27 protein-coding genes are annotated in these 25,910 nt (G+C 70.2%); 17 read left to right on the top strand and 10 right to left on the bottom strand.

Translation table 11 applies throughout. The annotated features are described in order from the left end of the window. The first annotated feature begins 92 nt into the window (after positions 1 to 92). The gene (gene hutI / locus GCN81_RS26050) at positions 93 to 1,268 is read left to right on the top strand and encodes an imidazolonepropionase (protein ID WP_156726939.1); all 1,176 of its coding nucleotides are present in this window, start codon (positions 93 to 95) and stop codon (positions 1,266 to 1,268) included. Positions 1,269 to 1,284: 16 nt separating this feature from the next. Here the strand turns inward: hutI and GCN81_RS26045 are convergent, their stop codons facing one another. Further along, positions 1,285 to 3,312, bottom strand: a complete 2,028-nt coding sequence (locus GCN81_RS26045; protein WP_156726938.1) for an RICIN domain-containing protein — start codon at positions 3,310 to 3,312, stop codon at positions 1,285 to 1,287. Between the two features lie 296 nt (positions 3,313 to 3,608). After that, the gene (locus GCN81_RS26040; protein WP_156726937.1) at positions 3,609 to 4,535 is read right to left on the bottom strand and encodes an RNA polymerase sigma factor SigF; all 927 of its coding nucleotides are present in this window, start codon (positions 4,533 to 4,535) and stop codon (positions 3,609 to 3,611) included. 253 nt (positions 4,536 to 4,788) lie between these two features. Here GCN81_RS26040 and GCN81_RS26035 point away from each other — a divergent pair, with 253 nt between their 5' ends. From GCN81_RS26035 to GCN81_RS26010, 6 genes are all read left to right on the top strand, one after another. Beyond that, positions 4,789 to 5,157, top strand: a complete 369-nt coding sequence (locus GCN81_RS26035; RefSeq protein WP_156727162.1) for an STAS domain-containing protein — start codon at positions 4,789 to 4,791, stop codon at positions 5,155 to 5,157. A gap of 213 nt (positions 5,158 to 5,370) precedes the next feature. Continuing rightward, the gene (locus tag GCN81_RS26030; RefSeq protein ID WP_156726936.1) at positions 5,371 to 5,877 is read left to right on the top strand and encodes an ATP-binding protein; all 507 of its coding nucleotides are present in this window, start codon (positions 5,371 to 5,373) and stop codon (positions 5,875 to 5,877) included. Between the two features lie 229 nt (positions 5,878 to 6,106). Next, positions 6,107 to 6,814, top strand: a complete 708-nt coding sequence (locus tag GCN81_RS26025) for an LPXTG cell wall anchor domain-containing protein (protein WP_156726935.1) — start codon at positions 6,107 to 6,109, stop codon at positions 6,812 to 6,814. Further along, positions 6,815 to 7,753 (top strand): COG1470 family protein, encoded by a 939-nt coding sequence (locus GCN81_RS26020; protein ID WP_156726934.1) that lies wholly within the window; start codon positions 6,815 to 6,817, stop codon positions 7,751 to 7,753. A gap of 126 nt (positions 7,754 to 7,879) precedes the next feature. Further along, on the top strand, positions 7,880 to 8,971 hold the full coding sequence (locus GCN81_RS26015) for a neocarzinostatin apoprotein domain-containing protein (RefSeq protein ID WP_325065136.1): 1,092 nt from the start codon (positions 7,880 to 7,882) through the stop codon (positions 8,969 to 8,971). 28 nt (positions 8,972 to 8,999) lie between these two features. Next, entirely contained in the window at positions 9,000 to 10,415 is a 1,416-nt protein-coding gene (locus GCN81_RS26010) for a hypothetical protein (protein ID WP_197287794.1), read from the top strand. Positions 10,416 to 10,491: 76 nt separating this feature from the next. Here GCN81_RS26010 and GCN81_RS26005 read toward each other — a convergent pair whose 3' ends face one another. Further along, on the bottom strand, positions 10,492 to 12,012 hold the full coding sequence (locus GCN81_RS26005) for a peptide MFS transporter (RefSeq protein ID WP_156726932.1): 1,521 nt from the start codon (positions 12,010 to 12,012) through the stop codon (positions 10,492 to 10,494). Positions 12,013 to 12,311: 299 nt separating this feature from the next. On the opposite strand from GCN81_RS26005, the gene GCN81_RS26000 reads away from it, so the two are divergent. After that, a complete protein-coding gene (locus tag GCN81_RS26000) occupies positions 12,312 to 12,989 on the top strand; it encodes a response regulator transcription factor (protein ID WP_156726931.1) in 678 nt (225 codons plus the stop codon). A gap of 42 nt (positions 12,990 to 13,031) precedes the next feature. Further along, positions 13,032 to 14,300 carry an ATP-binding protein gene (locus GCN81_RS25995; protein ID WP_156726930.1) on the top strand — a complete coding sequence of 423 codons (1,269 nt, stop codon included), beginning with the start codon at positions 13,032 to 13,034 and terminating at the stop codon, positions 14,298 to 14,300. Here the strand turns inward: GCN81_RS25995 and GCN81_RS25990 are convergent. Then, on the bottom strand, positions 14,293 to 14,763 hold the full coding sequence (locus GCN81_RS25990; protein ID WP_156726929.1) for a GtrA family protein: 471 nt from the start codon (positions 14,761 to 14,763) through the stop codon (positions 14,293 to 14,295). The two genes, GCN81_RS25995 and GCN81_RS25990, sit on opposite strands and share 8 nt — an antisense overlap. A 179-nt stretch (positions 14,764 to 14,942) precedes the next feature. Here GCN81_RS25990 and GCN81_RS25985 point away from each other — a divergent pair, with 179 nt between their 5' ends. The 3 genes from GCN81_RS25985 to GCN81_RS25975 are packed head-to-tail and all read left to right on the top strand — an operon-like array spanning position 14,943 to position 17,856. Then, positions 14,943 to 16,094 (top strand): 5-(carboxyamino)imidazole ribonucleotide synthase, encoded by a 1,152-nt coding sequence (locus tag GCN81_RS25985; RefSeq protein ID WP_156726928.1) that lies wholly within the window; start codon positions 14,943 to 14,945, stop codon positions 16,092 to 16,094. Beyond that, positions 16,094 to 16,651 carry a 5-(carboxyamino)imidazole ribonucleotide mutase gene (purE, locus tag GCN81_RS25980; RefSeq protein WP_156727159.1) on the top strand — a complete coding sequence of 186 codons (558 nt, stop codon included), beginning with the start codon at positions 16,094 to 16,096 and terminating at the stop codon, positions 16,649 to 16,651. The genes GCN81_RS25985 and purE overlap by 1 nt, the downstream gene beginning before the upstream one ends. Before the next feature lie 5 nt (positions 16,652 to 16,656). Continuing rightward, positions 16,657 to 17,856, top strand: a complete 1,200-nt coding sequence (locus GCN81_RS25975) for a dipeptidase (RefSeq protein WP_156726927.1) — start codon at positions 16,657 to 16,659, stop codon at positions 17,854 to 17,856. Here the strand turns inward: GCN81_RS25975 and GCN81_RS25970 are convergent. Continuing rightward, positions 17,853 to 18,152: a DUF3303 family protein gene (locus GCN81_RS25970; RefSeq protein ID WP_231626973.1), complete on the bottom strand. Its 300-nt coding sequence runs from the start codon at positions 18,150 to 18,152 to the stop codon at positions 17,853 to 17,855. The two genes, GCN81_RS25975 and GCN81_RS25970, sit on opposite strands and share 4 nt — an antisense overlap. 176 nt (positions 18,153 to 18,328) lie before the next feature. Continuing rightward, a complete protein-coding gene (locus GCN81_RS25965) occupies positions 18,329 to 18,883 on the bottom strand; it encodes an acyl-CoA thioesterase (protein WP_156726926.1) in 555 nt (184 codons plus the stop codon). 108 nt (positions 18,884 to 18,991) lie between these two features. Here GCN81_RS25965 and GCN81_RS25960 point away from each other — a divergent pair, with 108 nt between their 5' ends. Next, a complete protein-coding gene (locus GCN81_RS25960) occupies positions 18,992 to 20,320 on the top strand; it encodes an LCP family protein (RefSeq protein ID WP_156726925.1) in 1,329 nt (442 codons plus the stop codon). Positions 20,321 to 20,371: 51 nt separating this feature from the next. Here GCN81_RS25960 and GCN81_RS25955 read toward each other — a convergent pair whose 3' ends face one another. Further along, a complete protein-coding gene (locus GCN81_RS25955; RefSeq protein ID WP_156726924.1) occupies positions 20,372 to 20,740 on the bottom strand; it encodes a VOC family protein in 369 nt (122 codons plus the stop codon). A 98-nt stretch (positions 20,741 to 20,838) separates the two neighbouring features. On the opposite strand from GCN81_RS25955, the gene GCN81_RS25950 reads away from it, so the two are divergent. Beyond that, positions 20,839 to 21,354: a CGNR zinc finger domain-containing protein gene (locus tag GCN81_RS25950; RefSeq protein ID WP_156726923.1), complete on the top strand. Its 516-nt coding sequence runs from the start codon at positions 20,839 to 20,841 to the stop codon at positions 21,352 to 21,354. Between the two features lie 74 nt (positions 21,355 to 21,428). Here the strand turns inward: GCN81_RS25950 and GCN81_RS25945 are convergent, their stop codons facing one another. Beyond that, positions 21,429 to 22,772, bottom strand: a complete 1,344-nt coding sequence (locus tag GCN81_RS25945) for a UDP-glucose dehydrogenase family protein (protein ID WP_156726922.1) — start codon at positions 22,770 to 22,772, stop codon at positions 21,429 to 21,431. 209 nt (positions 22,773 to 22,981) lie between these two features. On the opposite strand from GCN81_RS25945, the gene GCN81_RS25940 reads away from it, so the two are divergent. Then, positions 22,982 to 24,139 (top strand): acyl-CoA dehydrogenase, encoded by a 1,158-nt coding sequence (locus tag GCN81_RS25940; protein ID WP_156726921.1) that lies wholly within the window; start codon positions 22,982 to 22,984, stop codon positions 24,137 to 24,139. A gap of 99 nt (positions 24,140 to 24,238) precedes the next feature. Here the strand turns inward: GCN81_RS25940 and GCN81_RS25935 are convergent, their stop codons facing one another. After that, on the bottom strand, positions 24,239 to 24,400 hold the full coding sequence (locus GCN81_RS25935) for a GntR family transcriptional regulator (RefSeq protein WP_231626972.1): 162 nt from the start codon (positions 24,398 to 24,400) through the stop codon (positions 24,239 to 24,241). A gap of 231 nt (positions 24,401 to 24,631) precedes the next feature. Here GCN81_RS25935 and GCN81_RS25930 point away from each other — a divergent pair, with 231 nt between their 5' ends. Then, positions 24,632 to 24,994, top strand: a complete 363-nt coding sequence (locus GCN81_RS25930) for a hypothetical protein (protein ID WP_156726920.1) — start codon at positions 24,632 to 24,634, stop codon at positions 24,992 to 24,994. A 151-nt stretch (positions 24,995 to 25,145) separates the two neighbouring features. Continuing rightward, a complete protein-coding gene (locus tag GCN81_RS25925) occupies positions 25,146 to 25,310 on the top strand; it encodes a hypothetical protein (protein WP_156726919.1) in 165 nt (54 codons plus the stop codon). A 65-nt stretch (positions 25,311 to 25,375) separates the two neighbouring features. Here the strand turns inward: GCN81_RS25925 and GCN81_RS25920 are convergent, their stop codons facing one another. After that, positions 25,376 to 25,843 carry a hypothetical protein gene (locus GCN81_RS25920; protein ID WP_156726918.1) on the bottom strand — a complete coding sequence of 156 codons (468 nt, stop codon included), beginning with the start codon at positions 25,841 to 25,843 and terminating at the stop codon, positions 25,376 to 25,378. Positions 25,844 to 25,910: the final 67 nt, after the last annotated feature.

The following is a 25,910-nucleotide window of genomic DNA, read 5'->3' as shown; positions in this document are numbered from 1 at the left end:
CGGCGAGGCCTTACGGGAAGGGGCGGGGTGGGGGCCCAATCTCTGACCCGCACCCACCCGCACCCACCCTCACCGAGAGGAACCCACCCCCCATGGCCACGACCACCGCCATCCACAACATCGGCAGCCTCGTCACCAACGACCCCGCCCTCGGCGATGGAGGCCCCCTCGGCCTCATCGCGGACGCCGCCGTCGTCCTCGAACGCGACCGCGTCGCCTGGGTCGGCCCCACCGACAAGGCACCCGACGCCGACACCACGTACGACGCCGACGGCCGCGCCGTCATCCCCGGCTTCGTCGACTCCCACTCCCACCTCGTCTTCGCGGGCGACCGCACCCAGGAGTTCAACGCCCGTATGTCCGGCCGCGGTTACAGCGCGGGCGGCATCCGCACCACCGTCGCCGCCACCCGCGCCGCCACCGACGCCGAGCTGGACGCCAACGTCGCCCGGTACCTGCGCGAGGCGCTCCGCCAGGGCACGACGACCTTCGAGACCAAGTCCGGGTACGGGCTCACCACCCACGACGAGGCCCGCGCTCTGCGCATCGCGGCCCAGCACACCGACGAGGTGACCTACCTCGGCGCACACATCGTGTCCCCCGACTACGCCGACGACCCGGCGGGCTACGTCGAGCTCGTCACCGGCGAGATGCTCGACGCGTGTGCCCCGTACGCCCGTTGGGTGGACGTGTTCTGCGAGAAAGGAGCCTTCGACGGGGACCAGGCGCGCGCCATTCTCACGGCGGGCAAGGCGAAGGGCCTCACCCCCCGCGTCCACGCCAACCAGCTCTCCTACGGCCCCGGCGTTCAACTCGCCGTGGAACTGGACGCGGCGAGCGCCGACCACTGCACCCACCTGACGCAGCAGGACGTGGACGCTCTCGCGCAGGGCAACACCGTCGCCACCCTCCTGCCCGGCGCGGAGTTCTCTACCCGCGCCGCGTGGCCGGACGCCCGCCGCCTCCTGGACGCGGGCGCCACGGTCGCGCTCTCGACGGACTGCAACCCCGGCTCGTCGTTCACGTCCTCGATGGGCTTCTGCATCGCCCTGGCGGTACGGGACATGGGGATGACCCCCGACGAGGCGCTCTGGTCCGCCACCGCGGGCGGGGCGGCCGCGCTGCGCCGCGAGGATGTCGGCCGCCTCACCCCGGGCGCCCGCGCGGACCTGGCGCTGCTGGACGCGCCGAGCCATGTGCACCTCGCCTACCGGCCGGGTGTGCCGCTGGTGTCGCGGGTCTGGCGGGACGGGGAGATCGTCGGTTGAGAGGCACCGACAGGGCCTAGGCAGGTGTGGAGCCCGCCGTCCAGTACTGGTCGTGGCGGTTCGCAGCCGGTAGGTGGGACAGCGGCGAATCCACGCCGTGCCAGGCCGGGGTGACGGCGTGGTCGAGCGCGATCTCCGGTCGTATGCGGCCGCGCTCGTCCACCCTGAAGGTCAGGTTGTCGCCGTTGTAGCCGTGCACGGAGGAACATTCCCAGATGCCCACGCCCCGGCGGGTGGTGCCGCGGTTGTCCAGGCAGAAGTCGGTGTCGGCGTAGGACTGGATGACGCCGAGGCGCGTGTCCACACGCCAGTACTGGGTGCGGGCGGAGCTACAGCGCGCGGTGATGACATCGTTGCCCTTTTCCAGGAGGCCGTGGGCGATGTCCAGGCACAGGCCGGTGGCCGAGTTGACGATCTGCCGGTAGCTGCCGCCCGGTATGTGGGTGATCTTGGACGGGGACGCGGATTTCGAGGGCTTCGCGGGGGCCCGGGACGCCGTGGGGGTGGGGGTTGGCGTTGGCGTCAGCGTGGGGTGGGGCTTGGGCGTGGCGGACGCGCTCGGGCTCGGACTCGGGGTCGCGGTCGAGGTCGGAGTGGGCGCAGGGGCGGTCGCGGTCACCGTCACGGTGGGCGGCGGGAGGGGAAGGGGCGCCGTCGCGTGGTCCGATGAGCCGGATTCCCCGCCGTCTGAGAGCAGCACCACGAGCAGCGGGGTCAGCGCGGCGCCCAGCGCCACGGACCCCAGCACGAACCGCCGAGACGGCCGCCAGACCCCGGCGCCGTTCCCCGCGTCCTGGCGGGGGCCTGCCATCGCCCGGGCCCAGGCCCGCTTCACCGCGTACGGGACGTACCGAGAGTGCCCGGGCGGCGTCTGTCCGGCGCTGGGGTGTCTCCCCAGCCCGGCCACCGCCCGCCAACCGCCGCCTGCCGACCCGCCCGCCGCGCGGGAGCCCGCGTCCGTGCCCGGGCGGCCCGTGGTCCATGGCCTGGCGGCCGTACGACGGTGGCTCAGCGGCCCGGCCCCTTGGGGCACGCTAGCGCCTGCCTCGGTGGCAGGCCTCGCCGTCGGGAGGGGCGGGATAGCTGGCCCCGTGCCCGGGGCAGCTGCCGCACCCGCTGCATCCGCCGCACCCGCTGCATCCGCCGCACTCGCCGCCCCCTCCACCCCGCCCGCCGTGGGCTGGTACTCAGCGGCGTACGCGGGGCCGTCCCACGGGAGCAGTCCCTCGGCCAGTGCGGCGCGCGGGGTGTCCCGTAGCCGGGTCAGTTCCGCGTGCGCGCTACGGCAGCACGGGCAGGTGGCCAGATGAGCGCGGAGGTCCTCGCTGTGCCGTGGGGTACCGGGGCGTACCGACTCCTCGATCAGGCGGCTGAACCCCTGGCAGGCCGAGTCGCCCGACCGGGCGAGGCGGGTGGTCAGACAGGCGCGGCGCAGGGCGGCCAGCGCGCTCTCCCTGCCGTACCGCATGTCGGCGGGCGTGGTGCCCAGGAAGACGGCTGCGCGGTCCTCGGATTCCTGGTCCAGCACGCAGTACCACAGCAGCCCCTGGGTGAGCGCCGGGAGACTCCGGAACGCGGTGAGCATGGGCGGCGGCCGGTCGTCGACTCGCGCCGATGAGTCGACACTCACCCCGTCGCCCATCCCCGCGCCCACCTCGGCGCCCACCCCGTCGAGAACGGCGTACGTGTCAGGGTTCAGGCGGCGCCGCCGCTCGTCCGTGGCCCACGTCGCGGCCAACTGGTGGATGAGCAGGAGCAGATGGTGCCGCCAGGGTTCCTTGGGGTCCCGGCCGCGTTTCGCCTCGTGGGTGGCCAGGGCGAACGCCTGCGCCGAGAGCTGCCGTACGGCCTGCTCGTCGGCCCCGTAGCGCCGCGCGTAGGCAGTCGTCGACTGCTGGTGGCGCAGGCGGAGTTCACGCAGGGCCGGGTACCTGACCGCGGTGGCGCCGCGTAGCAGCTCGGCCAGGTGCGTGTCGGGTGCCGTCGCGTGAACGGCGCTCGCGGGTGGTGTGGCGGCACTGTCGCCCTGACGAAATTCGGTCATACGTACGCACGCCCTTTTGCCCAGGTTGATAGGCCCGTCCGGTACTTAGGCCCACTCGGCGCCTGGCGTATCGGCGGAATCAATGAATCGGGGGGCGCCCATAGTGGTGGACGGTGACCAGTGGGGAAAGAGGTTTCCCGGAGTAACTCCGCGCTGGAATAGGCGGATGGCTGAAACTGATGGGTGGCGATGACGACCCGTGGCACGGCTGGGCGGCAACGACGAAACGGCGGCGGGAGGCCCGGATTAACCCAGGCCTCCCGCCGCCGTTTCGTCGCGCATGAGGCGAAAGCGCGTCACTCCTCGACGGTCAGTCCCATGCGCAGTCGCACCAACGTCCGCGACAGCAGGCGCGAAACGTGCATCTGCGAGATGCCCAGCTCCTCGCCGATCTCGGACTGCGTCATGTTCGCCACGAAGCGAAGCGAGAGTATCTTCCGGTCGCGCGGCGGGAGTTCGGCGATCAGCGGCTTCAGGGACTCGACGTACTCGATGCCCTCAAGCCCGTGATCCTCGTAGCCGATACGGTCCGCCAGCGCGCCCTCGGAGTCGTCCTCCTCCGGCTGGGCGTCCAGTGAGCTCGCGGTGTACGCGTTGCTCGCGGCCATTCCCTCGACGACCTCGTCCTTGGAGATGCCGAGCCGCTCCGAGAGCTCGCCCACCGTCGGCGCGCGGTCGAGCTGTTGGGCGAGTTCGTCACCGGCCTTGGCGAGATCCAGTCGCAGCTCCTGCAGGCGGCGCGGTACCCGTACCGACCACGAGGTGTCGCGGAAGAAGCGCTTTATCTCACCGACGATGGTCGGCATGGCGAAGGTCGGGAACTCGACGCCCCGGCTGAGCTCGAAGCGGTCGATGGCCTTGATCAGGCCTATCGTGCCCACCTGGATGATGTCCTCCATGGGCTCGCTGCGGGAGCGGAACCGGGAGGCGGCGAACTTCACCAGAGCGAGGTTGAGTTCGACCAGGGTGTTACGGACGTAGGCGAATTCGTGCGTGCCTTCCTCGAGTGACTCAAGGCGCTCGAAGAGGGTCTTGGAGAGGGCCCTTGCGTCCAGCGGACCGACTTCGTCGTAGGGCGGGATCTCGGGGAGATCCAGCAGCCCTTCGAGGGCGTCCCGGTCGTCGGCGGGGGCCGTGAGCTCGGGGATCTCGGTCGGGAAGGGTTCCGGTGGTGGTGTCGACGTCGCTGCTTCACGGGGCGATGCGTCGATCCGGGGTGACATGGTGTCCTCCATCGTTCTCGGCATATGGCTGCCGATGCCAATACGTGCTCCGCGTGAGATGTGCGGCGCCTCCAAAGCCGGCCGTGTTGATGCTGTCCCTCTAGGCCTACCCGCTGACGACGTCAGCTTGCAAGTGTAGTTTGTCAGCAAATGTCCGTTTCCAGGGGGATGTTCGGCTACCCGGTCGAGCGGGGAGGGCGTAATGTTCAAGGGCGTCAAGCATTGGTTTCTAAACGTTCGGAAGAGAGACGGCATGGACCGCGGGACGGTCGGCAGCGCAAACCGGGGGCGCCTTCAGGTGGAGGTGCGTCACGAGGGGCGCAGCGCCATCGTGACTCCTGCGGGTGAGCTGGATCACCACACCGCCGATCTGTTGCGAGAACCGCTGGAGGCCTGTGTCGACGGGGGTAGGGCGCGGCTGGTCGTCGACTGCTCCCGGCTGGAGTTCTGCGATTCGACCGGACTCAACGTCCTCCTCGGCGCCCGGCTCAAGGCGGAGGCCGCGGGTGGCGGAGTGCATCTGGCGGGCATGTTGCCCGTCGTGGCGAGGGTCTTCGAGATCACCGGAGCGGAAGCGGTCTTCACCGTGCACAAAACGCTCGAAGCCGCGCTGACTGAGTGATAGTCCGCTGATCGCGTGAAGTTACAGCACGGTTGTGCTGGCGTGATCTGCCCGTGACCCACGCGTAACCGGTATCACACCACCCATGACGAAGAAGTGGGTGTTCTCACGGTTCGGCCGGGCAGGAGACTGCTGCTGGGGTTGGGAACTCTCCGGCTCGAGTTCTCGAATATTCTTGCCTAGTACTGGTCAATCGGTGAGGTGAAAGCGCTGATGAGCACCACCCGGCCCCTCTCGCCGGGCGACCGCGACCCCGAGTCGGGCGACCGCGGCCCGCAGCCGGGTTCTGGCGCGCCGGGCGCGCGCGCCACCGATCAGGTGCGCAGGCTGGCCCTGAACGGTGCGAGCGGCATCGTCCCGCTGGCCCGCGACTTCACCCGCCAGGCCCTCCATGACTGGGGTTGGCTCCCCGCGGCCAACGCCGACCAGCGGGCGGCCGCCGAGGATGTGCTGCTGGTCGTCTCGGAGCTGGTCACCAATGCCTGCCTGCACGCGGGCGGTGCCGACCAGCTGTGGGTCGGCTGCGACGGCAAGGTGCTGCGTCTTGAGGTCTCCGACCGCGGTACGGGCCAGCCCGCGCCGCGTACGCCGCACCGGGTCGGGCGGCCCGGGGGGCACGGGATGTTCATCGTGCAGCGGCTCTGCCTGGACTGGGGGGTCGTACGGACCCCGGACACGTCGGGCAAGACCGTGTGGGCGGAGCTCGGCGCCCCGGGGTAGTCCGGCGAGCGGCCCCGCCCCGCCCCGCCCCGTAGCCGTCGGCGTTACCGGCGGTTCGTACTCACTTTCAGACCTCCTTCGGCAGCCCTCGATCGGGGCTGTCTTTTGTCTTCCCTCCACACGGCCCCGGGCGTACCTTGAGCGCCCAATCTGATGTGCCGTCAGTAACTTGGCGGGTTCCCGCGCCCGTTGCTCACGGCCGTCGCCACCGGCATGAGGGGAAGTTCAGGTGTCGTACCGGAAACACTCAGCCGCGCTCGCGCTGGCGCTCGGCGCGGTTCTGGCCGGTTCGGTGGTGCTCATCGGCGCCCCCGCCGCCCACGCCGACGTCGTGGACGTCGACTACATGTGCAAGACGCCGATCGGCGACAAGGGGGCCGTCTCCCCGATCGACATCAAGAGCGAGAAGAGCGGCAGCGACTACAAGCTCACGATGTCCTTCGAGAAGGGCGTGTCGGAGAGCCCGGTGGAACTGGGCAAGGGCGCGATGGAGCCGAGCGCGGTGATCAAGCTGGGCGGCGCGGAGAGCGGGACGGTTTCGGTCAGGGGGCCCGCGAACGACGCGGCGCTTCCGGCCGACACACCCATCAAGATCAGCGATCTGACCGGTACGTACACGCCCAAGGCGACCGGCAAGGTCACCTTCACGGCGTCCACGCTGACCATCAAGGCGCTGGGTACGACCACCACCTGCGACGCGCAGAACAACCCGAAGCCGTCCCTGACGCTCGACGTCAAGGGCTCGGGCGGTTCCACCGGCGGCTCGACCGGCGGCTCGACCGGCGGCTCGACCGGCGCTCCCTCGGGGAGCGACGAGCTGCCCAAGACCGGACCCCAGGACAACGCGATCGCGCTCGGCACCCTGGGCGGCACGGTGTTGCTGACCGGCGCCGCGGGCGTGCTCTGGCTGACCCGGCGCAACCAGGCGCGTCGGTAGATGCCGCCCAGCCCCCGGGCCACCGCCGTCCGTCTGCTGGCGGTGGCCGGTCTGCTCGCGCTGCCCGTGGCGCCGGTGGCGTACGGCGCTGACCGGGACGGCGGAGACAGCGGAGAGGGCGGCGCCCGCTGGTCGGTCGCCCCCGCCACCGGGGACGGGGCGCGTACCGCGAAGGACGGACGGCCCTCCTTCTACTTCGAGGGAGCGCCGGGAACCGTACTCCAGGACACCGTGACGGTGACCAACCCCGCGGACGAACCCCGGACCGTCGCACTGCGCGGGGACGGCGGCGGCTGGATCACCACCGCGCGGAAGAAGGTACGGGTGCCGCCGCGTACCCGCGCCGAGATCCCGTTCACCGTGACCGTCCCCGCCGACGCGGTGCCCGGCGACCACCCCGGCGCGATCATCGCCCGTTCCGGTGGCCGCGACGCCGAGGTGCGGCTGCACCTGCGGGTCAGCGGGCCGACCCTGTCGGCGCTCACCGTGGAGCAGGTACGGGTCGGCGCCGGCGGCATCACGTACGACCTGGTCAACCGAGGCAACACCGTGCTGCGCCCCAAGCTGGCGGTGCGCGCCGACGGGGTCTTCGGCGAGCGGCTCGACCGAGGCCCACGCGAGCTGTCCGTGGACCTGCTCCCCGGCCGCCGCGTCGAGCTCGTCGAGCCCTGGCCGGGAGCGGCGCCCGCGCTGGACTCGGTGGACGTACGGCTGACGGTCACGGCGGCGGGTGGAGCCCGGGACGAGGTCACCGCGTCGGCCACCTTCGTGCCCTGGGGCGCCGTCGCGGGTACGGGCGGCGGGCTGCTCGCCGTCGTGGGCGCGGTGCTGTGGCGGTGGCGGATACGGAGCCGCGCACGCGCCGCCGACAAGGCGGCCGTACGAGAGCCAGCGCGGCCAGCACAGCTGGCATGTACGTCCGCAGGGACGGAGGACTGACCCGTGAACGCCCACCACACCCGCCGCCGCACCCGCCGCCACGCCCGCCCTCGCTCCCACACCCGCCGCCATGCCCGTCCCCGTGCCCGCCCGCACCACCACCGCCGCGAGCGCACCGCGTGGGGCGTGCTGACCGCGCTCGCCGCCGTACTCGCCTTGGCGCTGGCCCTGCCGCCCACCCTCTCCGCGCCGAGCGCGGCCGCCGCCGAGCAGCCCACCGTCGAGCTCTCCAAGACGGAGGCGGGCAAGGGCGGTTCGATCACCGTGAAGGGCGAGGGCTGGCGCCCCACCACCCTGCTGACCCTGCTGATCTGCGGACAGAACATGATCGGCGGCACCAACGCCTGCGCCAACGCCGACGGGCTGGCCGTCACCACCGACGCGAAGGGCCGCTTCAGCAAGAAGCTGCCCGTCGCCGAACCGCCCAAGCCATGCCCGTGCGTGGTGCATGTCGCGACGGTCACCGGCGCGAAGGCCTCCGCGCAGGCCGAGTTGAAGGTGGCCGGTCACCCGGTGAAGCCGCTCCCGGAGCCGGACGGCGGCGAGCGGATCCGGGTGCTGGCCGCGACCCGGCTCGAGGGGTCGAGCGGCGTCCTCACCTGGTTCGGCGCGCCCGCCTCGCGCAGGCTCGTGGTCACCATCGGCAACTTCGGCACGACGCCGGTCAAGGACCCCCTCTTCGAAGTCGGTACCTCGCACGGCGTGTTCGCCCCGGGCTGGGAGGAGCGGGAGTGGCGCGGCACTCTCGAACCGGGCAAGAAGGCCCAGGTCAAACTTCCGGTCCAGCTGAACGCCGGAGCGCACGGTGACTACGTGGTGTCGCTGCGGTACGAGGGGCGGATGCTCGTCGAGCAGCCGTGGGAGGTGGGGCGGCCCTGGGGGGTGACGCTCTTCTGGATTCTGCTCGCTCTGGTCGTTCCCGCGGCCGTCTTCCGGATCGGGATGGCGGTCGTCGACCGGGTGCGGCCGCGTGGGCGGCCCGGTGGCCGTCGCGCGCGCCGGTCGCCGCGACGGACTTCCCCGCGGCTGCCGAAGGCGCTGGCGCCGCTCAGGTCGGTCACCGAACGAGCCCCGGCCACTCGAACACCGCACTCGCACCCGCACCAGCACCCGGCCCCGGATCCGCACCCGCACCCGGACTCGGGGGCCGACCCGCCCACGGCCGGGCTGCCGTGGTTCACCCCTGACACAAGAGGAGAAAGACGTGATCACGCATAGGAGAGTGAGCGCGGTGGGAGTCGCGCTCATGCTCGGCGGCGCGGGAATCCTGCTGGCCGCGAGTCCCGCACAGGCCGCCGAAGTTTCGTACGCGACCGAGTGCGTACCGCCCCCGATCTCCGGGCTGCCGCCCGTGCAGGGCACCACCACGGTGGACATCACGGCACCGGCCGAGGCGAAGGTCGGCGACGAGGTCGAGGTGGTCTGGAAGACGGTCAAGGCCGCGTCGAGCAACCCGGACGTGCTCGACCTGGACGCGGACACGGTCAAGCCGACCGGCGTACTGAAGTTGGCCGGGGCGCAGACCGAGGACCTCGCGATGGAGGGTGAGCGCGCGAACCCGCCGATCCCGAAGAACAGTCCGATGGTGCTGTCCGACATGAAGGCCACGCTGACGCTGACGGCGGCGGGCGAGGTCACGCTCACCCCGGACACGTACGAGATCAACGTCAGCAAGCCGATCTCGACGGACACCAAGTGCGCCCCGACCGAGGAGGTCGACGTGGCGGCGACCATCAACGTCACGGAGGACGGCGGGAGTTCGGGCGGCGGCGCCTCGGGTGGCGACACCGGTGGTGACACCGGGGGGACAGGAGGCGACACCGGCGGGACCGGAGGCGACACGGGCGGATCCACGGGCGGTGACTCTGGCGGAGACACCGGCGGTACCGGCGGCACCGGTGGCGACGACACCGGTGGCACCACAGGCGGCGGCGATGGCGGCGACGAGACCGACTTCCCCGGCAAGGAGGTGACCGTAGCCTTCGCCTGCGAGTCACCCGGGCCTGACAGCATCGAGTCGGCCGTCACGATCAACGCCAAGAAGAAAGACGGCAGTTACGACCTCACCGTCGCCACCGCCGACGGCGTGATGGACAGCCCGGCCCCGCTGCCCGCGAACGCCCTCACCCCGTCCATGGACGTGACGATAGGCGGCGCGGACAAGGGCACGGTCAAGGTCACGGGACCGCCCAACAAGGAACCTCTGGAGCAGGGCAAGCCGGTCAACCTCCCCGACATGACGGGAACGTACACGCCAGGCGCCGCCGGAAAGGCCACCCTCGCCCCCGGCACGCTCACCATCAAGGTGTCCCTGGGCGGCCAGGACATCACCATCCCCTGCACGGTCAAGGGCGAGGCACCGGTGTCCCTGGAACTCGACGTCGAGGACGAGGGCGGCGTCACGGGCGGCACGTCCAACGGCGGCACCACCAGCGGCGGTTCCGACGGCGGGTCGACGGGGTCCACCGGGTCGACCGGCTCCTCCGGCGGCACAGCGGGCGGCCCCGGCTCAACCGGCGGTAGCAGCGGCACGGGCGGCGGCCTCGCCGAGACCGGCGCCAGCGACAACGGCGCCCTGCGCGCCCTCGCCCTGGTCGCGGGCACCGTGATCCTGCTCGGCGGCGCGGTCTTCACCTTCATGCCGAGGCGGCGCCTGCGCTAAGCAACCCCAGCCCCAGCAACGCGAAGGGCCGCCACACCCCAAGGTGCGGCGGCCCTTCGCCCGTACGGATCGCGCGTCAGTGCACGCCGCCCATAAGCGCCTGGACCTTCTTGCGGTACATATAGACCGCGAAGCCCGCGACCGCCGCGAGCGTCGCCTGCGCCGCGATGATGCCCGTACCGTCGAGGCTGACCCCGCCCAGCGACAGCAGCCCCGTCAGACAGTCGCCCGCCGTGACGGCGAGGAACCAGACGCCCATCATCTGCGACGCGTACTTCTGCGGCGCCATCTTGGTGGTCACCGAGAGGCCGACCGGCGACAGGCACAGCTCGGCGATGGTCTGGATCATGTAGACCGACACCAGCCACATCGGGCTGACCTTCGTACCGTCCGACGCCATGCCCATCGGCACGACGAAGACGAAGAACGAGCCGCCGATCAGGACCAGCGCCATCGCGAACTTCACGATGGTGTTGGGCTCCTGGTTCTTACGGGCCAGCCACAGCCACAGCCAGGCGAAGACCGGAGCCAGCGCCATGACGAACAGCGGGTTCAGGGACTGGTACCAGGTGGCCGAGAAGCCGAGCCCGAACACCGTGTCCGCGGTCTTGCCGTCCGCGAACAGCGCCAGCGTCGAACCGCCCTGGTCGTAGATCATCCAGAAGACGGCGGCCGCCACGAAGAACCAGATGTAGCCGTTCATCCGCGACTGCTCGCCCGCGCTCAGGTCCTTGTCGCGCTTGATGCGGACGATGACGGCGATCGGGATGATCAGACCCGCCAGGGTGAGCGGGACCAGGGCCCAGTTGAGGGTGTACATCCCGGCCGCGACCACGACACCGTAGAAGAGGGCGGCGATCAGGACGCCGAAGACGACCTTGCGCAGGACGCCGCGCCGCTCCTCGGCGGTGAGCGGGTTCGGGACCAGGTCGCTCTTCTCGCTCAGGTGCCTGGTGCCGAAGAGGAACTGCACCAGGCCAAGGCCCATCCCGACCGCGGCGAGCGCGAAGCCGAGGTGCCAGTTGTGCTCCTTGCCAACCGTGCCGATGACCAGCGGGGCGACGAAGGCGCCGAGGTTGATGCCGATGTAGAAGAGCGTGAAACCGCCGTCACGGCGCGGGTCGTCCGGGCCGTCGTAGAGGTGGCCCACCATGGTGGAGATGTTGGCCTTGAGCAGGCCCGAGCCGACGGCGACGAGCGCCAGACCGGCGAAGAACATCGCCTGGCCCGGTACGGCCAGCGCGAGATGGCCCGCCATGACCGTGGCGCCCGCGATGACGACGGTCTTTCGGGCTCCCCACACGCGGTCGCCGAACCAGCCGCCGGGCATGGCCATCAGATAGACCATCGACAGGTACACGGAGTAGATCGCCGTGGCCGTGGCCGTGGTCATCGCCAGGCCGCCACCCTGACTGCCGGTCGCGGCGTCGGCGCCGCCGGAGACCAGGTAATAGACGAGCAGGGCACGCATGCCGTAGTAGCTGAAGCGCTCCCACATCTCCGTCATGAAGAGAGTGGCCAGGCCGCGGGGGTGGCCGAAGAAGGTCTTCTCGGTGCCAGGGGTACTGGCCGAGCCCTTCGTCAGGCTGGACGCCATGGTCGATCCTTGTTCGCTCGGGGGGCGCGCACCAACTCACCCAAGGTCGCGGTTGACTTGTGCGCATAAAAGAGACCTTCGGCAGGAAGAGCGAGCCAAAGGTCTCGTCGTGCGGAATTAAACGTTCCGACACCATACGCCAACGCAATGCGGCATATGGAAGCGTATGAGAGATGGATCACAGGATGTTTGGGGAACCTATCCCTAGTTTCGAAGGTATCTTGCCGAATTCTTTACCAGTTCCACAGGCTCGCCCCATCGCCGTCCGGCGCCGCGAGCGTGCGGACTACCATCACTGCATGACCCGTGTACTGCTCGCCGAGGACGACGCGTCCATCTCGGAGCCACTGGCCCGCGCACTGCGCAGGGAGGGTTACGAGGTCGAAGTGCGCGAGGACGGACCCACCGCGCTGGAGGCCGGTCTGCAGGACGGCATCGACGTGGTCGTACTCGACCTGGGGCTACCGGGCATGGACGGCCTGGAGGTGGCCAGACGGCTGCGCTCCGAGGGGCACACCTTCCCGATTCTGGTACTCACCGCCCGCGCGGACGAGGTGGACACCGTCGTCGGACTCGACGCGGGCGCCGACGACTACGTCACCAAGCCGTTCCGCCTCGCCGAACTGCTTGCCCGGGTCCGCGCCCTGCTCCGCCGCGGCGCCGCCGAGCCGACCCCGCCGCCCGCCACCCACGGCGTACGGATCGACGTCGAGTCGCACCGCGCCTGGATGGGCGAGGAGGAGCTCCAGCTCACCGCCAAGGAGTTCGACCTCTTGCGGGTCCTGGTACGGGACGCGGGCCGGGTCGTCACCCGCGAGCAGCTGATGCGCGAGGTCTGGGACACCACCTGGTGGTCGTCGACCAAGACCCTGGACATGCACATCTCGTGGCTGCGCAAGAAGCTCGGCGACGACGCCGCCAACCCACGCTTCATCGCCACCGTGCGGGGCGTCGGCTTCCGCTTCGAGAAGAGCTGAGCACCCCACCCCTTCGAGAAGAGCTGAGCACCCCACCTCACCATGCGCCGCCGACTCATCACCTCCACGCTCGCCGTGGTGCTCGTCGTGATCTCCGTCTTCGGGGTCTCCGTCGTGCTCGTGGAGACCCGGACCATCACCAGCGCCGCCCAGGACCGGGTGGAGTCGGAAGCGCTGCGCCTGGTCTCCATCGTCGACAGCCGGATGATCGGCGAGGACCGCATCACCGCGGGCATCCTGCGCGACCAGGTCGGCGGCGACCGGTACGCGCTGATCGAGATCCCGGGCCGGGAGCCCATCGAGATCGGCCACAAGCCGGGCGGCGACGTCATCGAGTCCGTCGAACAGGGCGACCAGGGCGAGACCGTCACGGTCCAGGAGCCGCGCTCCACGGTCACCACGGAGGTCGGCCGGGTCCTGCTGATCATCGGCGGCGTCGCGCTGCTCACCATCGTCGCCGCGGTCGTGCTCGCGGTGCGCCAGGCGGGCCGCCTCACCTCGCCGCTCACCGACCTCGCCGAGACCGCCGAACGCCTCGGCTCCGGCGACCAGCGCCCGCGCCACAAGCGGTACGGCGTGCCGGAGCTGGACCGGGTCGCCGACGTACTGGACAACAGCGCCGAGCGGATCGGCCGGATGCTGACCGCCGAGCGGCGGCTCGCCGCGGACGCCTCGCACCAGCTCCGTACGCCGCTGACCGCGCTGTCCATGCGGCTGGAGGAGATCACGCTCACCGACGACCCGGAGACCGTCAAGGAAGAGGCGACCATCGCGCTCACCCAGGTCGAACGGCTCACCGACGTCGTCCAGCGGCTGCTCACCAACGCCCGCGACCCGCGTACCGGCTCCGCCGTGACCTTCGACCTGGACGAAATCGTCAAGCAGCAGATCGAGGAGTGGCGCCCGGCCTACCGCAGCAAGGGCCGCGCCGTGGTCAGCTCCGGCAAGAAGGACCTACGGGCCGTGGGCACGCCGGGCGCGGTCGCGCAGGTGCTGGCCGCGCTGATCGAGAACTCCCTGATGCACGGTGGCGGCACGGTCGCGCTGCGCACCCGGGTCACCGGCAACCAGGTGGTGGTCGAGGTCACCGACGAGGGCCCAGGAGTCCCGCCCGACCTGGGAGCGCGGATCTTCGAGCGGACCATCAGCGGCCGCAACTCCACCGGGATCGGCCTGGCGGTGGCCCGCGACCTGGCCGAGGCGGACGGCGGGCGGCTGGAGATGCTCCAGGCGAAACCGCCGGTGTTCGGCCTGTTCCTGTCGCGTACGACGGCGCCGCGGCCGGATGACGATGCCCCGACGGTCAGGTGATCCGCTGCAACGCCTCGGGGTCCTTGATGGGCGGCAGCGCCCGGAACACCCAGGTGCGATAGGACCAGAACCGGAACAGCGTCGCGATCGAGATACCCAGGAACTTGAAGATGTTGCTCTGTAGCTGGCTGTCCCAGCCGAACCCGTAGGTCGCGGTGAACAGCACACCGTTCTCGATCACCAGGCCCGCCGCGCTGAACAGCAAGAAGAGCGACATCTCCCGAGTTCTGCCGCTCTTGTCCCGGTCGCGGTAGGTGAAATACCGGAACCCTATGTAGTTACAGCAGATCGCGACGGCCGTCGCGACTATGGAGGCCCGCACCACCGGAATCTCCGTGGTCTGCCGCAGCAGGTTGAAGACCCCGAGGTTGACCAGGATGCCGACGCCGCCCACCGCTCCGAACTTGGCGACTTCCCGCAGTAGCTGGTCGAGTCTTCCCCGCAGTGGGCGGTGCTGCGTCATGGTCTGGGCTCAACCCCGTCAGGTCGTGTGAAGGCAAGTCGATTCGTCGACGTGACCATGCTAACCAGCGCTGACGATCGGCGCCGCCGACAGCGTCTGGGGCAGCTTCTGGGCAGCCTCTGGGCCGTGACCGGGGGCTCGTCGTTACCTACGACCGGGGCGCGGATATCCTGGACGATGTGACGTTCCCGGTAGTCGGCATGGTCGGCGGGGGGCAGCTCGCTCGTATGACACACGAGGCGGGCATCCCGCTCGGCATCAAGTTCAAGCTCCTCAGTGATACTCCCCAGGACTCGGCGGCCCTGGCCGTCAGCGATGTCGTCGTCGGCGACTATCGCGATCTGGACACACTGCGGGCGTTCGCCAGCGGCTGCGATGTGATCACCTTCGATCACGAGCATGTGCCCACCGAGCACCTGAGGGCCCTGGAGGCGGACGGCATCCCCGTGCGCCCTGGTCCGGACGCGCTGGTGCACGCCCAGGACAAGGGCGTGATGCGCGCGCGCCTCGACGAGATCGGCGTGCCGTGTCCACGCCATCGGATCGTGGCCGACCCGGCCGACGTGGCCGCGTTCGCCGCGGAAGGCGAAGGCTTCCCGGTGATCCTCAAGACCGTACGCGGCGGCTATGACGGCAAGGGCGTGTGGTTCGTACGATCCGCCGAAGAGGCCGCCGAGCCGTTCCGCGCCGGGGTGCCGGTGCTGGCCGAGGAGAAGGTCGACTTCGTCCGCGAACTGGCCGCGAACATCGTGCGCTCCCCGCACGGCCAGGCCGTGGCCTACCCCGTCGTGGAGTCCCGCCAGGTCGACGGCGTCTGCGACACCGTGATCGCCCCCGCGCCTGACCTGCCCGACGCCCTCTCGCTGCAGGCCCAGGAACTCGCCCTGCGCATCGCCAAGCAGCTCGGCGTCGTGGGCCACCTCGCGGTCGAACTCTTCGAGACCCGCGGACCCGACGGGAAGCCCGGCATCCTGGTCAACGAACTCGCCATGCGTCCGCACAACTCCGGCCACTGGACCCAGGACGGAGCCGTGACCTCGCAGTTCGCCAACCACGTACGGGCCGTCCTGGACCTCCCGCTCGGTGACCCCCGCCCCCGCGCCAGGTGGACCGTGATGGCGAACGTCCTGGGCGGCGACTACCCGGACATGTACGCCGCGTACCTGCACTGCATGGCCCGCGACCCCCAGCTCAAGATCCACATGTACGGCAAGGACGTGAAGCCGGGCCGCAAGGTGGGCCACGTCAACACCTACGGCGATGACCTGGACGACGTCCTTGAGCGCGCCCAGCACGCGGCCGGCTACCTGCGAGGAACCATCACCGAATGATGACCACGAACCCGAGCCCCAGCCCCAGCCCCAGCACCAGCCCCCTGGTCGGCATCGTGATGGGCTCCGACTCCGACTGGCCCGTCATGGAGGCCGCCGCCGAGGCACTCGCCGAGTTCGAGATCCCCTACGAGGTGGACGTCGTCTCCGCGCACCGGATGCCGCGCGAGATGATCGCGTACGGCGAGGAGGCGGCCGAGCGCGGCCTCAAGGCGATCATCGCGGGCGCCGGGGGAGCGGCCCACCTGCCGGGCATGCTCGCCTCGGTCACCCCGCTCCCGGTGATCGGCGTCCCGGTGCCGCTGAAGTACCTGGACGGTATGGACTCGCTGCTCTCCATCGTGCAGATGCCCGCCGGGGTCCCGGTCGCCACGGTCTCGGTCGCGGGCGCCCGCAACGCGGGCCTGCTCGCGGCCCGGATGCTCGCCGCGTACGACACCGAACTCTTCGCCCGGATGCGGGAGTTCCAGCAGGAGCTGAACGAGCAGGCGACGGAGAAGGGCAAGCGGCTACGGGCGAAGGCGGAGGGCACGGCCTCCTTCGGCTTCGGCAAGTAACCCCAGTGTCAGCCACCGACTACCTCACCCAGGCCCGCGAACTCCTCGCCGCGTCCCCGATCGTCGACGGTCACAACGACCTGCCGTGGGCGCTGCGCGAACAGGTCGGCTACGACCACACCCAACGCGACATCGCCACCGACCAGAGCGCCCACCTGCACACCGACATCGCCCGGCTGCGCGCGGGCGGCGTGGGCGCACAGTTCTGGTCGGTCTACGTCCGCAGCTCGCTGACCGGCGACGAGGCGGTCAGCGCCACGCTCGAACAGATCGACTGCGTCGACCAGTTGCTGGCCCGCCACCCTCAGGCACTGGCGCCCGCACTCACCGCGGACGACATGGAGAAGGCCCGAGCGGAGGGCCGTATCGCCTCCCTCAAGGGAGCCGAGGGCGGCCACTCCATCAACAACTCCCTCGCCACCTTGCGGGCCCTGCACACCCTGGGCGTCCGCTACCTGACCCTGACCCACAACGACAACCTCGCCTGGGCGGACTCGGCGACCGACGCCCCGCAGGCCGGCGGCCTCTCGCCGTTCGGCCACGAGGTGGTCCGCGAGATGAACCGCACCGGCATGCTGGTGGACCTCTCGCATGTGGCGGCGACAACGATGCGAGACGCGCTAGACACGTCCATCGCACCAGTGATCTTCTCCCACTCCTCATCACGGGCGATCTGCGACCACCCCCGCAACATCCCGGACGATGTCCTGGAGCGGCTGCCCGCGAACGGCGGCGTGGCGATGGCGACCTTCGTCCCCAAGTTCATCCTCCCGGCCGCCGTGGAGTGGACCGAGCGCGCCGACGCCAACCTCCGCGCGCACGGCTTCGACCACCTCGACACCACCCCAGCCGCGATGGCGCTGCACGCGGCCTTCGAGGCGTCCAACCCGCGCCCCGTCGCCACCGTCTCCACGGTCGCCGACCACCTCGACCACATGCGCGAGGTCGCGGGCATCGACCACATTGGCATCGGCGGCGACTACGACGGCACGGCCTTCACCCCCGACGGCCTCACCGACGTCTCCGGCTACCCCAACCTGATCGCCGAACTCCTCCACCGCGGCTGGTCATCCGCCGACCTCGCCAAACTCACCTGGCACAACGCGGTCCGGACCCTACGCGCGGCGGAGGATGTCTCCCGCGACCTCCGCCTCAGCCGCTCCCCGTCCAACGTGAAACTCACCGACCTGGACGCCTCCGTCTAGCGGTTGCCCTGGGAGGCGGCAAGGCCGCGCTGGAGGTCCTCCAGGTTCATGCACGGCTCAATGGTGATGTCGGCGCCCATGTGCTGGAAAAGCGGCTCGCAGATGGCGGGAAGCTGTGCGGAGTCCTCCATATCGAAGACGAGCACGCAGCTCCGCCGTCCCTGGTTCCCGGCGAAGTACGTCGCCTCGGGGTTGAGCCGGTCGATCACCGACTTCAGGATGTCGGCCACCTCGCCCCTCTTGACCAGCTCGTTGGCCTTCTGGGTGTCCATGGTGGCGCGCAGCATCATGCGCATCGGGGTGCTCCTTAGGGGTGCGGTTCGGTACGTGCGCGGTTCGGCACGTTGCCTGCCCGCCCACCGTCCGTCGCCCGCACCCGCCCCGCTACTCGGAGTCGACCATCGTGGTGCATGTGCCCAACATGTGCCCAACAGATGGCGTAACGCGGGACGCCCCCCGCCTCTCTCAGTTCTCAGTTCTCGCCGTCGAGGCCCTCGGACACGCGCTTCTCGCGGAGCTCCTTGATGGCGCGGCGGCGAGCGAGGCGGTGGGTGCGGCGGATCTGGGCCTCCTGGTAGCGGCGCTGGTCGCGCTCGGTCTCCGGGAGGACCGGGGGGACCGTACGCGGCTTGCCCTCGGTGTCCACGGCCGCGAAGACGAGGTAGGCCGAGCCGACCTGGGTGGCCGGGGTCGACTCGTTCCAGCGCTCGGCCAGGACGCGTACGCCGACTTCCATCGAGGACCGGCCGGTCCAGTTGACCTGGGCCTTCACATGGACGAGGTCGCCGACGCGTACCGGCTCGAGGAAGGCCATCTCGTCCATCGACGCGGTCACCGCGGGGCCCTCGGAGTGGCGGCCCGCCACCGCGCCCGCCGCGTCGTCCACCAGCTTCATGATCACCCCGCCGTGCACCGTACCCAGGAGGTTGGTGTCACTGTGCGTCATGATGTGGCTGAGCGTGGTGCGGGAAGCGGAGGTGGGCTTGCCGGGGATGTCCGAGTCGGGGACGAAGGCCTGGTCTGTCATACCGTCCACCCTATGCCGGGTCGCATTGCATCAGCTTTGCAACAGCCGTGCTCCTGATTCCCACGAAGCCTTGCCGGGCGGCTTGACCCGCCCGGCACACTAGGTCACATGAACGAGTGGCCCGAAGGGCGGACCGCCAACCGCGGTCAGGGGAACGGCGGTCGGGGATATGGCCGCGGCAGCGCGAGCCCGGAGCCGGAGGGCGCCCGTGTGATGCGTCACGTCCAGCGCGGCACCCGCCCTCCGGGGCCCGCCGCACCCGCCGCACCCGCCGTGCCCCCGCAGGGCGGCGCGGTCCCGCCGCGGCCCGAGTACGGCCAGTACGACGGCTACAGCGAGGGCCAGGTCTACGGCGGCGGCCCCGGTAGCGGTAGCGGCGGTGGCTCGCACGATGGCGGCGGCCGGGGCAGGGGCAGGGGTACGGGCAGTGGCGGCCCGGGGGCGACCGGCAAGCCCGCCCCCGACTGGCGCCGTCGCCTCAAGGTCGGCGCTCTGGTCCTGGTGGTCGTTGTACTCGTCACCACCATCGGCACGTACTTCTGGGCCGACTCCAAGCTCAACCGCGAGGTCGACCTCTCCAAGGTCATCGAGCGCCCCGACGGCGGCGAGGGCACCAACTACCTGATCGTCGGTTCGGACAGCCGTGAGGGCCTGTCCGCCGAGGACCGCAAGCGGCTGCGTACCGGCTCCGCTGAGGGCAAGCGCACCGACTCGATGATGATCCTGCACGTCGGCGACAACGGGAACACCATGGTCTCGCTGCCCCGCGACTCCGACGTACAGATCCCGTCGTTCAAGGGTTCCGAGTCCGGCAAGCTCTTCCCGGCGCGGGCCGGTACCACCAAGCTCAACGCCGCCTACGCGATGGACGGCCCCGAACTCCTGGTACGCACCGTCGAGCACAACACCGGACTGCGCATCGACCACTACGCGGAGATCGGCTTCGGCGGCTTCGCGAGCATCGTGGACGCGGTCGGCGGGGTCGAGATCCAGATCGACCAGAGGATGAAGGACAAGAAGTCCGGCTCCGACTTCGAGCCGGGCAAGCACACCCTCAACGGCGAGCAGTCCCTGGCCTTCGTACGCCAGCGCTACGGCCTGGCCGGTGGCGACCTGGACCGTACGAAGAACCAGCAGAAGTTCCTGGCCGCCCTGGCCAGCCAGACCGCGACCCCCTCGACCGTGCTCAACCCGTTCAAGCTCTACCCGACGATGGGCGCGGGCCTGGACACACTGATCGTTGACAAGGACATGGGCCTGTACGACCTGGCCGAGATGTTCTGGGCGATGAAGGGCGTCACGGGTGGCGACGGCACGTCGATGAACATGCCGATCTCCGGCAACAACGGCTCCAACCTGGTCTGGGACAAGGCCAAGGTCGAGCAGCTGGTGAAGCAGCTCAACAACGGCGAGAAGGTCACGGTCCAGGGCAACTGACGCCCTTCGTGACCTCCTGACGGTCAGAGGTCAGAGGTCAGAGGCCAGAGGTCAGCAGGCGCAGAGGCAGAACGGGTGCCCGGCCGGGTCCGCGTAGACCCGGAAGGTACGCGACCGGTCCTCGGCGTCCAGCACCTTCGCGCCGAGCGCCAGCACCTGTTCCTCCCCCGCGTCCAGGTCGTCGACGGTGAGGTCGAGGTGGAACTGCTGCGAGGCGTCGGCGGCGGGCCACTTCGGCGGTACGTGGCCGGGGGCCTCCTGGAAGGCGAGGGGCGCGCCCTCGTTCCCCGTGAGGTTGACCCAGCCCGCGCCGTCGTCCTCGACCGTGCCGCCCAGGATCGCGGCGTAGAACTCGGCGAGCGCGCGGGGATCGGGACAGTCGAGTACGACAGCACCCAGCTTGGCGACAGTGACAGTCATGACGGGCTCCTCAGTCTGCTCAGGGACCGGTTACCGGCATCTGCCCTTAACTAGTAACCGTTACTGCATGATCCGCCATAGCCAGTAACATCGCAAGCATGAATGACCGAGCGCCCGCCCCCGGCGACCTCGCTCTCGTCCAGGCCCTGGTCAACACCCTGGACATCGAGACGGGCGCCGACACGCTGGACTCAGCCGAGGGACGGGCCCCGTTCGGTATCGACGCCCAGGACCTGGCCGCCGCCCGCGAGCTGCGCGAGGCCCTGCGCGCGGCGTGCCTCGCCCACGCGGGCCACCCGCCGCACCGCCGCACACGCCCGCTGACCGACCTGCTGGCCCAGGCCCCGCTGCTGGTCACCGTCGACACGGCGGACGGCTCGGCCGTGCTGCGCCCCGCCGAGCCGTCGACCCTCGTCGCTCGCGTCGCGGTGGCGATCGCCGGGGGCGCGGCGGACGGCAGCTGGCCGCGGCTGAAGGCGTGCGAGGCGGCCGACTGCCACTGGGCGTACTACGACCGCAGCCCCGCGTGCCGTAGCCGCTGGTGCTCGATGGCGTCCTGCGGCGCACGCGCGAAGATGCGCGCGTACCGGGCCCGCCGAGGCGCCCCGGACTGACGGCGGTGCCCGACCGACCGGCGCGGTCAGACGGCCGGGCGGTCAGGCAGTCAGGTAGTCAGACGGCCGGGCGGTCAGGCGGCCGGGCGGCCCATCGCGCGGTACGTCCAGCCCGCCTCGCGCCAGCGCATCGGATCCAGCGTGTTGCGGCCGTCCAGCAGCACCCGCTCCGCGACGACGGACCCCAGTGCCGCCGGGTCCAGCTCGCGGAACTCGCGCCACTCCGTCAGGTGCAGCACCACGTCGGCGCCCCGGGCGGCGTCCGTCGCGGTGGGGGCGTATCCGAGGGTCGGGAAGAGGACGCGGGCGTTGTCCATGCCCTTCGGGTCGTAGACCGTGACCTGGCCGCCCTGGAGGTGGATCTGCCCGGCGACGTTCAGCGCGGGCGAGTCGCGTACGTCGTCCGAGTCCGGCTTGAAGGTGGCGCCGAGCACGGCGACCCGCTTGCCCAGGAAGGACCCGCCGCCCACGGCTTCACGGGCCAGCTCCACCATGTGCCCACGGCGGCGCATGTTGATCGAGTCGACCTCGCGCAGGAAGGTCAGCGCCTGGTCCGCGCCCAGCTCACCGGCGCGCGCCATGAAGGCCCGGATGTCCTTGGGCAGACAGCCGCCGCCGAAGCCGATCCCGGCCCGCAGGAACTTCTTCCCGATCCGCTCGTCGTACCCGATCGCCTCCGCCAGTTTCACCACATCGCCGTCCGATGCCTCGCAGACCTCGGCCATGGCGTTGATGAAGGAGATCTTGGTCGCGAGGAACGAGTTGGCGGAGGTCTTCACCAGCTCGGCGGTCGGGAAGTCGGTCACCACGAACGGTGAGCCCTCCCCGAGCGGTGCCGCGTACACCTCTCGCAGCTGCTTCTCGGCGCGCTCGCTCCGCACGCCGACCACGATCCGGTCCGGGTGCAGGGTGTCCTGTACGGCGAAGCCCTCGCGCAGGAACTCCGGGTTCCAGGCCAGCTCGGCGCCGTCTCCGGCCGGGGCGTTCTCGCGCAGTGTCCGGGCCAGCCGGGCGGCGGTACCCACCGGCACGGTCGACTTGCCGACCACCAGGGCGGGCCGCTTCAAGTGCGGCGCGAGCGAGCCGAAGGCGGCATCGACGTAACTCATGTCGGAGGCGTACTCGCCGTGCTTCTGCGGCGTGTTCACACAGACGAAGTGGATGTCACCGAATTCCCCGACTTCCTCCCAGGAGGTGGTGAAGCGCAGTCGGCCGCTGGAGCCGGGCAGCCCGGCCACATGCCGCCCGAGCAGCTCATCGAGCCCGGGCTCGTACATCGGGGCCTTCCCCGTGCTGAGCAGCTCGATCTTCTCGGGGACCACATCGAGCCCCAGGACGTCGAAGCCCATCTCGGCCATGGCCGCGGCGTGCGTGGCACCGAGATAGCCGGTACCGATCACGGTGATCTTGAGGGCCATACGGGAGCTCCAGACGGGTGCGGCAGGTGCGGGCGCGGACTGCGCGCCCGAGCATATCCGGGGCTGTATCCGGGGCTGTACGGGGCCGCACGAGGGGCCTCTCCGCCGCTGTCGCCAAGGTCACGCGGCGGTGACATAGGCGAGCCGGGCCCCTGGCCTCTAAAATCAAGGTTACTTAACGGTAGTTAGCACCTTTGGGAGTGAGAGACTTGGCGGGTTCGACCGACTTCGACCTGTACCGCCCGGCTGAAGAGCACGACATGCTCCGGGACGCCGTCCGCTCGCTCGCCGAGGCGAAGATCGCGCCGTTCGCCGCCGAGGTGGACGAGGACGCCCGCTTCCCGCAGGAGGCGCTGGACGCCCTCACGGCGAACGACCTGCACGCGGTGCACGTGCCGGAGGAGTACGGCGGCGCGGGCGCCGACGCGCTCGCCACGGTCATCGTGATCGAGGAGGTGGCCCGCGTCTGCGCCTCCTCCTCCCTCATCCCGGCCGTCAACAAGCTCGGCTCGCTCCCGGTGATCCTCTCCGGCTCCGAGGAGCTGAAGAAGAAGTACATGGGCCCGCTCGCCCAGGGCGAGGGCATGTTCTCGTACTGCCTCTCCGAGCCGGACGCGGGCTCGGACGCGGCGGGCATGAAGACCAAGGCCGTACGCGACGGCGACTTCTGGGTCCTCAACGGCGTGAAGCGCTGGATCACCAATGCGGGCGTCTCCGAGTACTACACGGTGATGGCCGTCACGGACCCCGAGAAGCGCTCGCGCGGCATTTCCGCCTTCGTCGTGGAGAAGTCCGACGAGGGCGTCTCCTTCGGCGCCCCGGAGAAGAAGCTCGGCATCAAGGGCTCCCCGACCCGCGAGGTCTACCTCGACAACGTCCGCATCCCCGCCGACCGCATGATCGGCGAGGAGGGCACCGGCTTCGCCACCGCCATGAAGACCCTGGACCACACCCGCATCACCATCGCGGCCCAGGCACTGGGCATCGCCCAGGGCGCCCTCGACTACGCCAAGGGCTACGTCCAGGAGCGCAAGCAGTTCGGCAAGCCGATCGGCGACTTCCAGGGCGTGCAGTTCATGCTCGCCGACATGGCCATGAAGATCGAGGCCGCCCGCCAGCTGACGTACGCGGCCGCCGCCAAGTCCCAGCGCGGCGACAGCGACCTCACGTTCCAGGGCGCGGCCGCCAAGTGCTTCGCCTCGGACGTGGCGATGGAGGTCACCACGGACGCCGTCCAGCTCCTCGGCGGCTACGGCTACACCCGCGACTACCCGGTCGAGCGCATGATGCGCGACGCCAAGATCACCCAGATCTACGAGGGCACGAACCAGGTCCAGCGCATCGTGATGGCCAGGAACCTGCCCTAGCAGGGTTTCCGCAGGCCAGGGCGGCTGTCACCGTCGCCTCTCACCTGCACAAACACAACGACCCCCGGCCTGCGCCGGGGGTCGTTGGCATGGGCGCGGTTACACCACGTAGAACCCGTGCGGGATCTCCTTACGCAACCGTCCCTCGGCCACCAAGACAGCCACGGCGCGCACGGCCGTCGACTGACTGATGTCGTACTCGGCGCTCAGCGCCACAGTGCCCAGGAACTTGTCCCCGCTGCGCCATTCTCCAGCGTCCAACCTGCGTCGCAGGTCGTCGGCGACCTGCGTCGCAGGTCGTCGGCGACCTGCGGGGCGAACGGCACTGAACGATCAAGCTGCATATACCCAGCATGCGAGCAATTCCACTGGTCGACTATCGAGCTAGTCCATTAGTCAGCTAGTCTCGAGGATGCAGGCACACAAGAACGCCCCAGCGCGGAAGCTCTGACCCTTCCACACCGGGGCTGACCGAAGATTGGAGCTTCGGCTATGGCAGACCTTATCCGCGTGCTCATTCTGTGGACGAGCCTGGTGTTCGGGTTGCGGGGGTGCGGCCGACACGTCGCCCGGCCAGCAGTCCTTCCCGCGCCCGGCAGGGCCCGCTCGTACTCCGTACCCAATCTCGTCGCGCCCCGACGCGAGCGGGCACGGCCCTCGGGTCCTCGTTCGCCGTACGGACTGGACGTACCGCTGCACGGTGAGGACACCGCACTCGTTCGCCCGTACCTGGTCGACCACGAGGAGCGGCAGGAACGGGCCCGGCAGCGGCGTCGGCGCCTGGCCCTGGTGCTCGCGGCCGACTTCGGCGTCGACCTTGACCGGCACCTGGTCGGTGCGGCGGGGGTGGTCTGATGTGCCCTCTGTGGGACAGCGACCGTCACCGCGACGCGTACGTAGCGCTGCTCAACCACCCGCTCGAGTGCCCGGCATGCCGCACGAGCCCGGCCCTGTGCCCGGACGGTAAAGCCCTGGAGGACGCGTGGCGTAAGGCCCGGAGGGAGGCGTGCCGGTCGTGATCTGCTGCCGCTGCGAACGGGCGATCAAGCCCGACGAGCCGTACGAGAAGCACGTCCATGACCGGGCGACGGGCGCACCGCTGGTCAACTACAGCCACCGTGACCGCGACGACTGCACCGCACCAGCATCGCGCCCGAGGCGGCGGCGGTGACAGCACTCCTCTAGCCAACCAGCAGGCCTCGGCCCGAAGGAGCGGGCCGGGGCCTGCTGGTCGGACTACCGAACCGGGCAGCCCAGCTCCGGCAGGGCGCGGTTGGGAGAGCAGCACACCAGGGCCAGGGACAGGTACATGGGCCGCTCCAGGTAGAACCCCTGCGACACGTCACCGCCCCAATCCAGCCGCTCAGCGGCGGAGTTGACCAGCACTGCCAGCCGCGTACGGTCGCGGTCGGCTTCGGAATCGAAGCGGGGCGCGTACTCGGTGAGCTGTTCCCCGAGCCATTGCGTCGCTTCCATCGGATCCTCCCAGGTGCCGCGCACCAGCTTCCTGGGCTTGATGAGCCAGTACGCCGTTTCGAGTGGCGGGAGGTCCACAACGGGGAACTCCGCCTTCACTTCCTTGTACCGCTGGATCAGCTCCGGCTTACTATCCGCCGGAGGCGGGTCAGAGCACGGAGGCCGCCTCAGCGCCTCATCATCGAACCGTTGCTTCGGGCCGGTCCACAGATACCCATGATGGTGCAACTGCCGTTCCCCTTCGAGGGCGTACGGAGGAATGGAACCCGACCGTCCCCCGCCTTACGGAGGGGGA

Source organism: Streptomyces apocyni (assembly GCF_009739465.1).
Classification (GTDB): domain Bacteria; phylum Actinomycetota; class Actinomycetes; order Streptomycetales; family Streptomycetaceae; genus Streptomyces; species Streptomyces apocyni.
The sequence above is the reverse complement of the archived record's forward strand: the minus strand, read 5'-3'. Positions and strand labels throughout refer to the sequence as shown.

Excerpts from the sequence above, each read along its gene's own strand:
- hutI (WP_156726939.1), top strand. The coding sequence starts at position 93 with ATGGCCACGACCACCGCCATCCACAACATCGGCAGCCTCGTCACCAAC.
- GCN81_RS26045 (WP_156726938.1), bottom strand. The coding sequence starts at position 3,312 with ATGACCGAATTTCGTCAGGGCGACAGTGCCGCCACACCACCCGCGAGC.
- GCN81_RS26040 (WP_156726937.1), bottom strand. The coding sequence starts at position 4,535 with ATGTCACCCCGGATCGACGCATCGCCCCGTGAAGCAGCGACGTCGACA.
- GCN81_RS26035 (WP_156727162.1), top strand. The coding sequence starts at position 4,789 with ATGGACCGCGGGACGGTCGGCAGCGCAAACCGGGGGCGCCTTCAGGTG.
- GCN81_RS26030 (WP_156726936.1), top strand. The coding sequence starts at position 5,371 with ATGAGCACCACCCGGCCCCTCTCGCCGGGCGACCGCGACCCCGAGTCG.
- GCN81_RS26020 (WP_156726934.1), top strand. The coding sequence starts at position 6,815 with ATGCCGCCCAGCCCCCGGGCCACCGCCGTCCGTCTGCTGGCGGTGGCC.
- GCN81_RS26010 (WP_197287794.1), top strand. The coding sequence starts at position 9,000 with ATGCTCGGCGGCGCGGGAATCCTGCTGGCCGCGAGTCCCGCACAGGCC.
- GCN81_RS26005 (WP_156726932.1), bottom strand. The coding sequence starts at position 12,012 with ATGGCGTCCAGCCTGACGAAGGGCTCGGCCAGTACCCCTGGCACCGAG.
- GCN81_RS26000 (WP_156726931.1), top strand. The coding sequence starts at position 12,312 with ATGACCCGTGTACTGCTCGCCGAGGACGACGCGTCCATCTCGGAGCCA.
- GCN81_RS25995 (WP_156726930.1), top strand. The coding sequence starts at position 13,032 with ATGCGCCGCCGACTCATCACCTCCACGCTCGCCGTGGTGCTCGTCGTG.
- GCN81_RS25990 (WP_156726929.1), bottom strand. The coding sequence starts at position 14,763 with ATGACGCAGCACCGCCCACTGCGGGGAAGACTCGACCAGCTACTGCGG.
- purE (WP_156727159.1), top strand. The coding sequence starts at position 16,094 with ATGACCACGAACCCGAGCCCCAGCCCCAGCCCCAGCACCAGCCCCCTG.
- GCN81_RS25970 (WP_231626973.1), bottom strand. The coding sequence starts at position 18,152 with ATGCGCATGATGCTGCGCGCCACCATGGACACCCAGAAGGCCAACGAG.
- GCN81_RS25965 (WP_156726926.1), bottom strand. The coding sequence starts at position 18,883 with ATGACAGACCAGGCCTTCGTCCCCGACTCGGACATCCCCGGCAAGCCC.
- GCN81_RS25960 (WP_156726925.1), top strand. The coding sequence starts at position 18,992 with ATGAACGAGTGGCCCGAAGGGCGGACCGCCAACCGCGGTCAGGGGAAC.
- GCN81_RS25955 (WP_156726924.1), bottom strand. The coding sequence starts at position 20,740 with ATGACTGTCACTGTCGCCAAGCTGGGTGCTGTCGTACTCGACTGTCCC.
- GCN81_RS25950 (WP_156726923.1), top strand. The coding sequence starts at position 20,839 with ATGAATGACCGAGCGCCCGCCCCCGGCGACCTCGCTCTCGTCCAGGCC.
- GCN81_RS25945 (WP_156726922.1), bottom strand. The coding sequence starts at position 22,772 with ATGGCCCTCAAGATCACCGTGATCGGTACCGGCTATCTCGGTGCCACG.
- GCN81_RS25930 (WP_156726920.1), top strand. The coding sequence starts at position 24,632 with ATGGCAGACCTTATCCGCGTGCTCATTCTGTGGACGAGCCTGGTGTTC.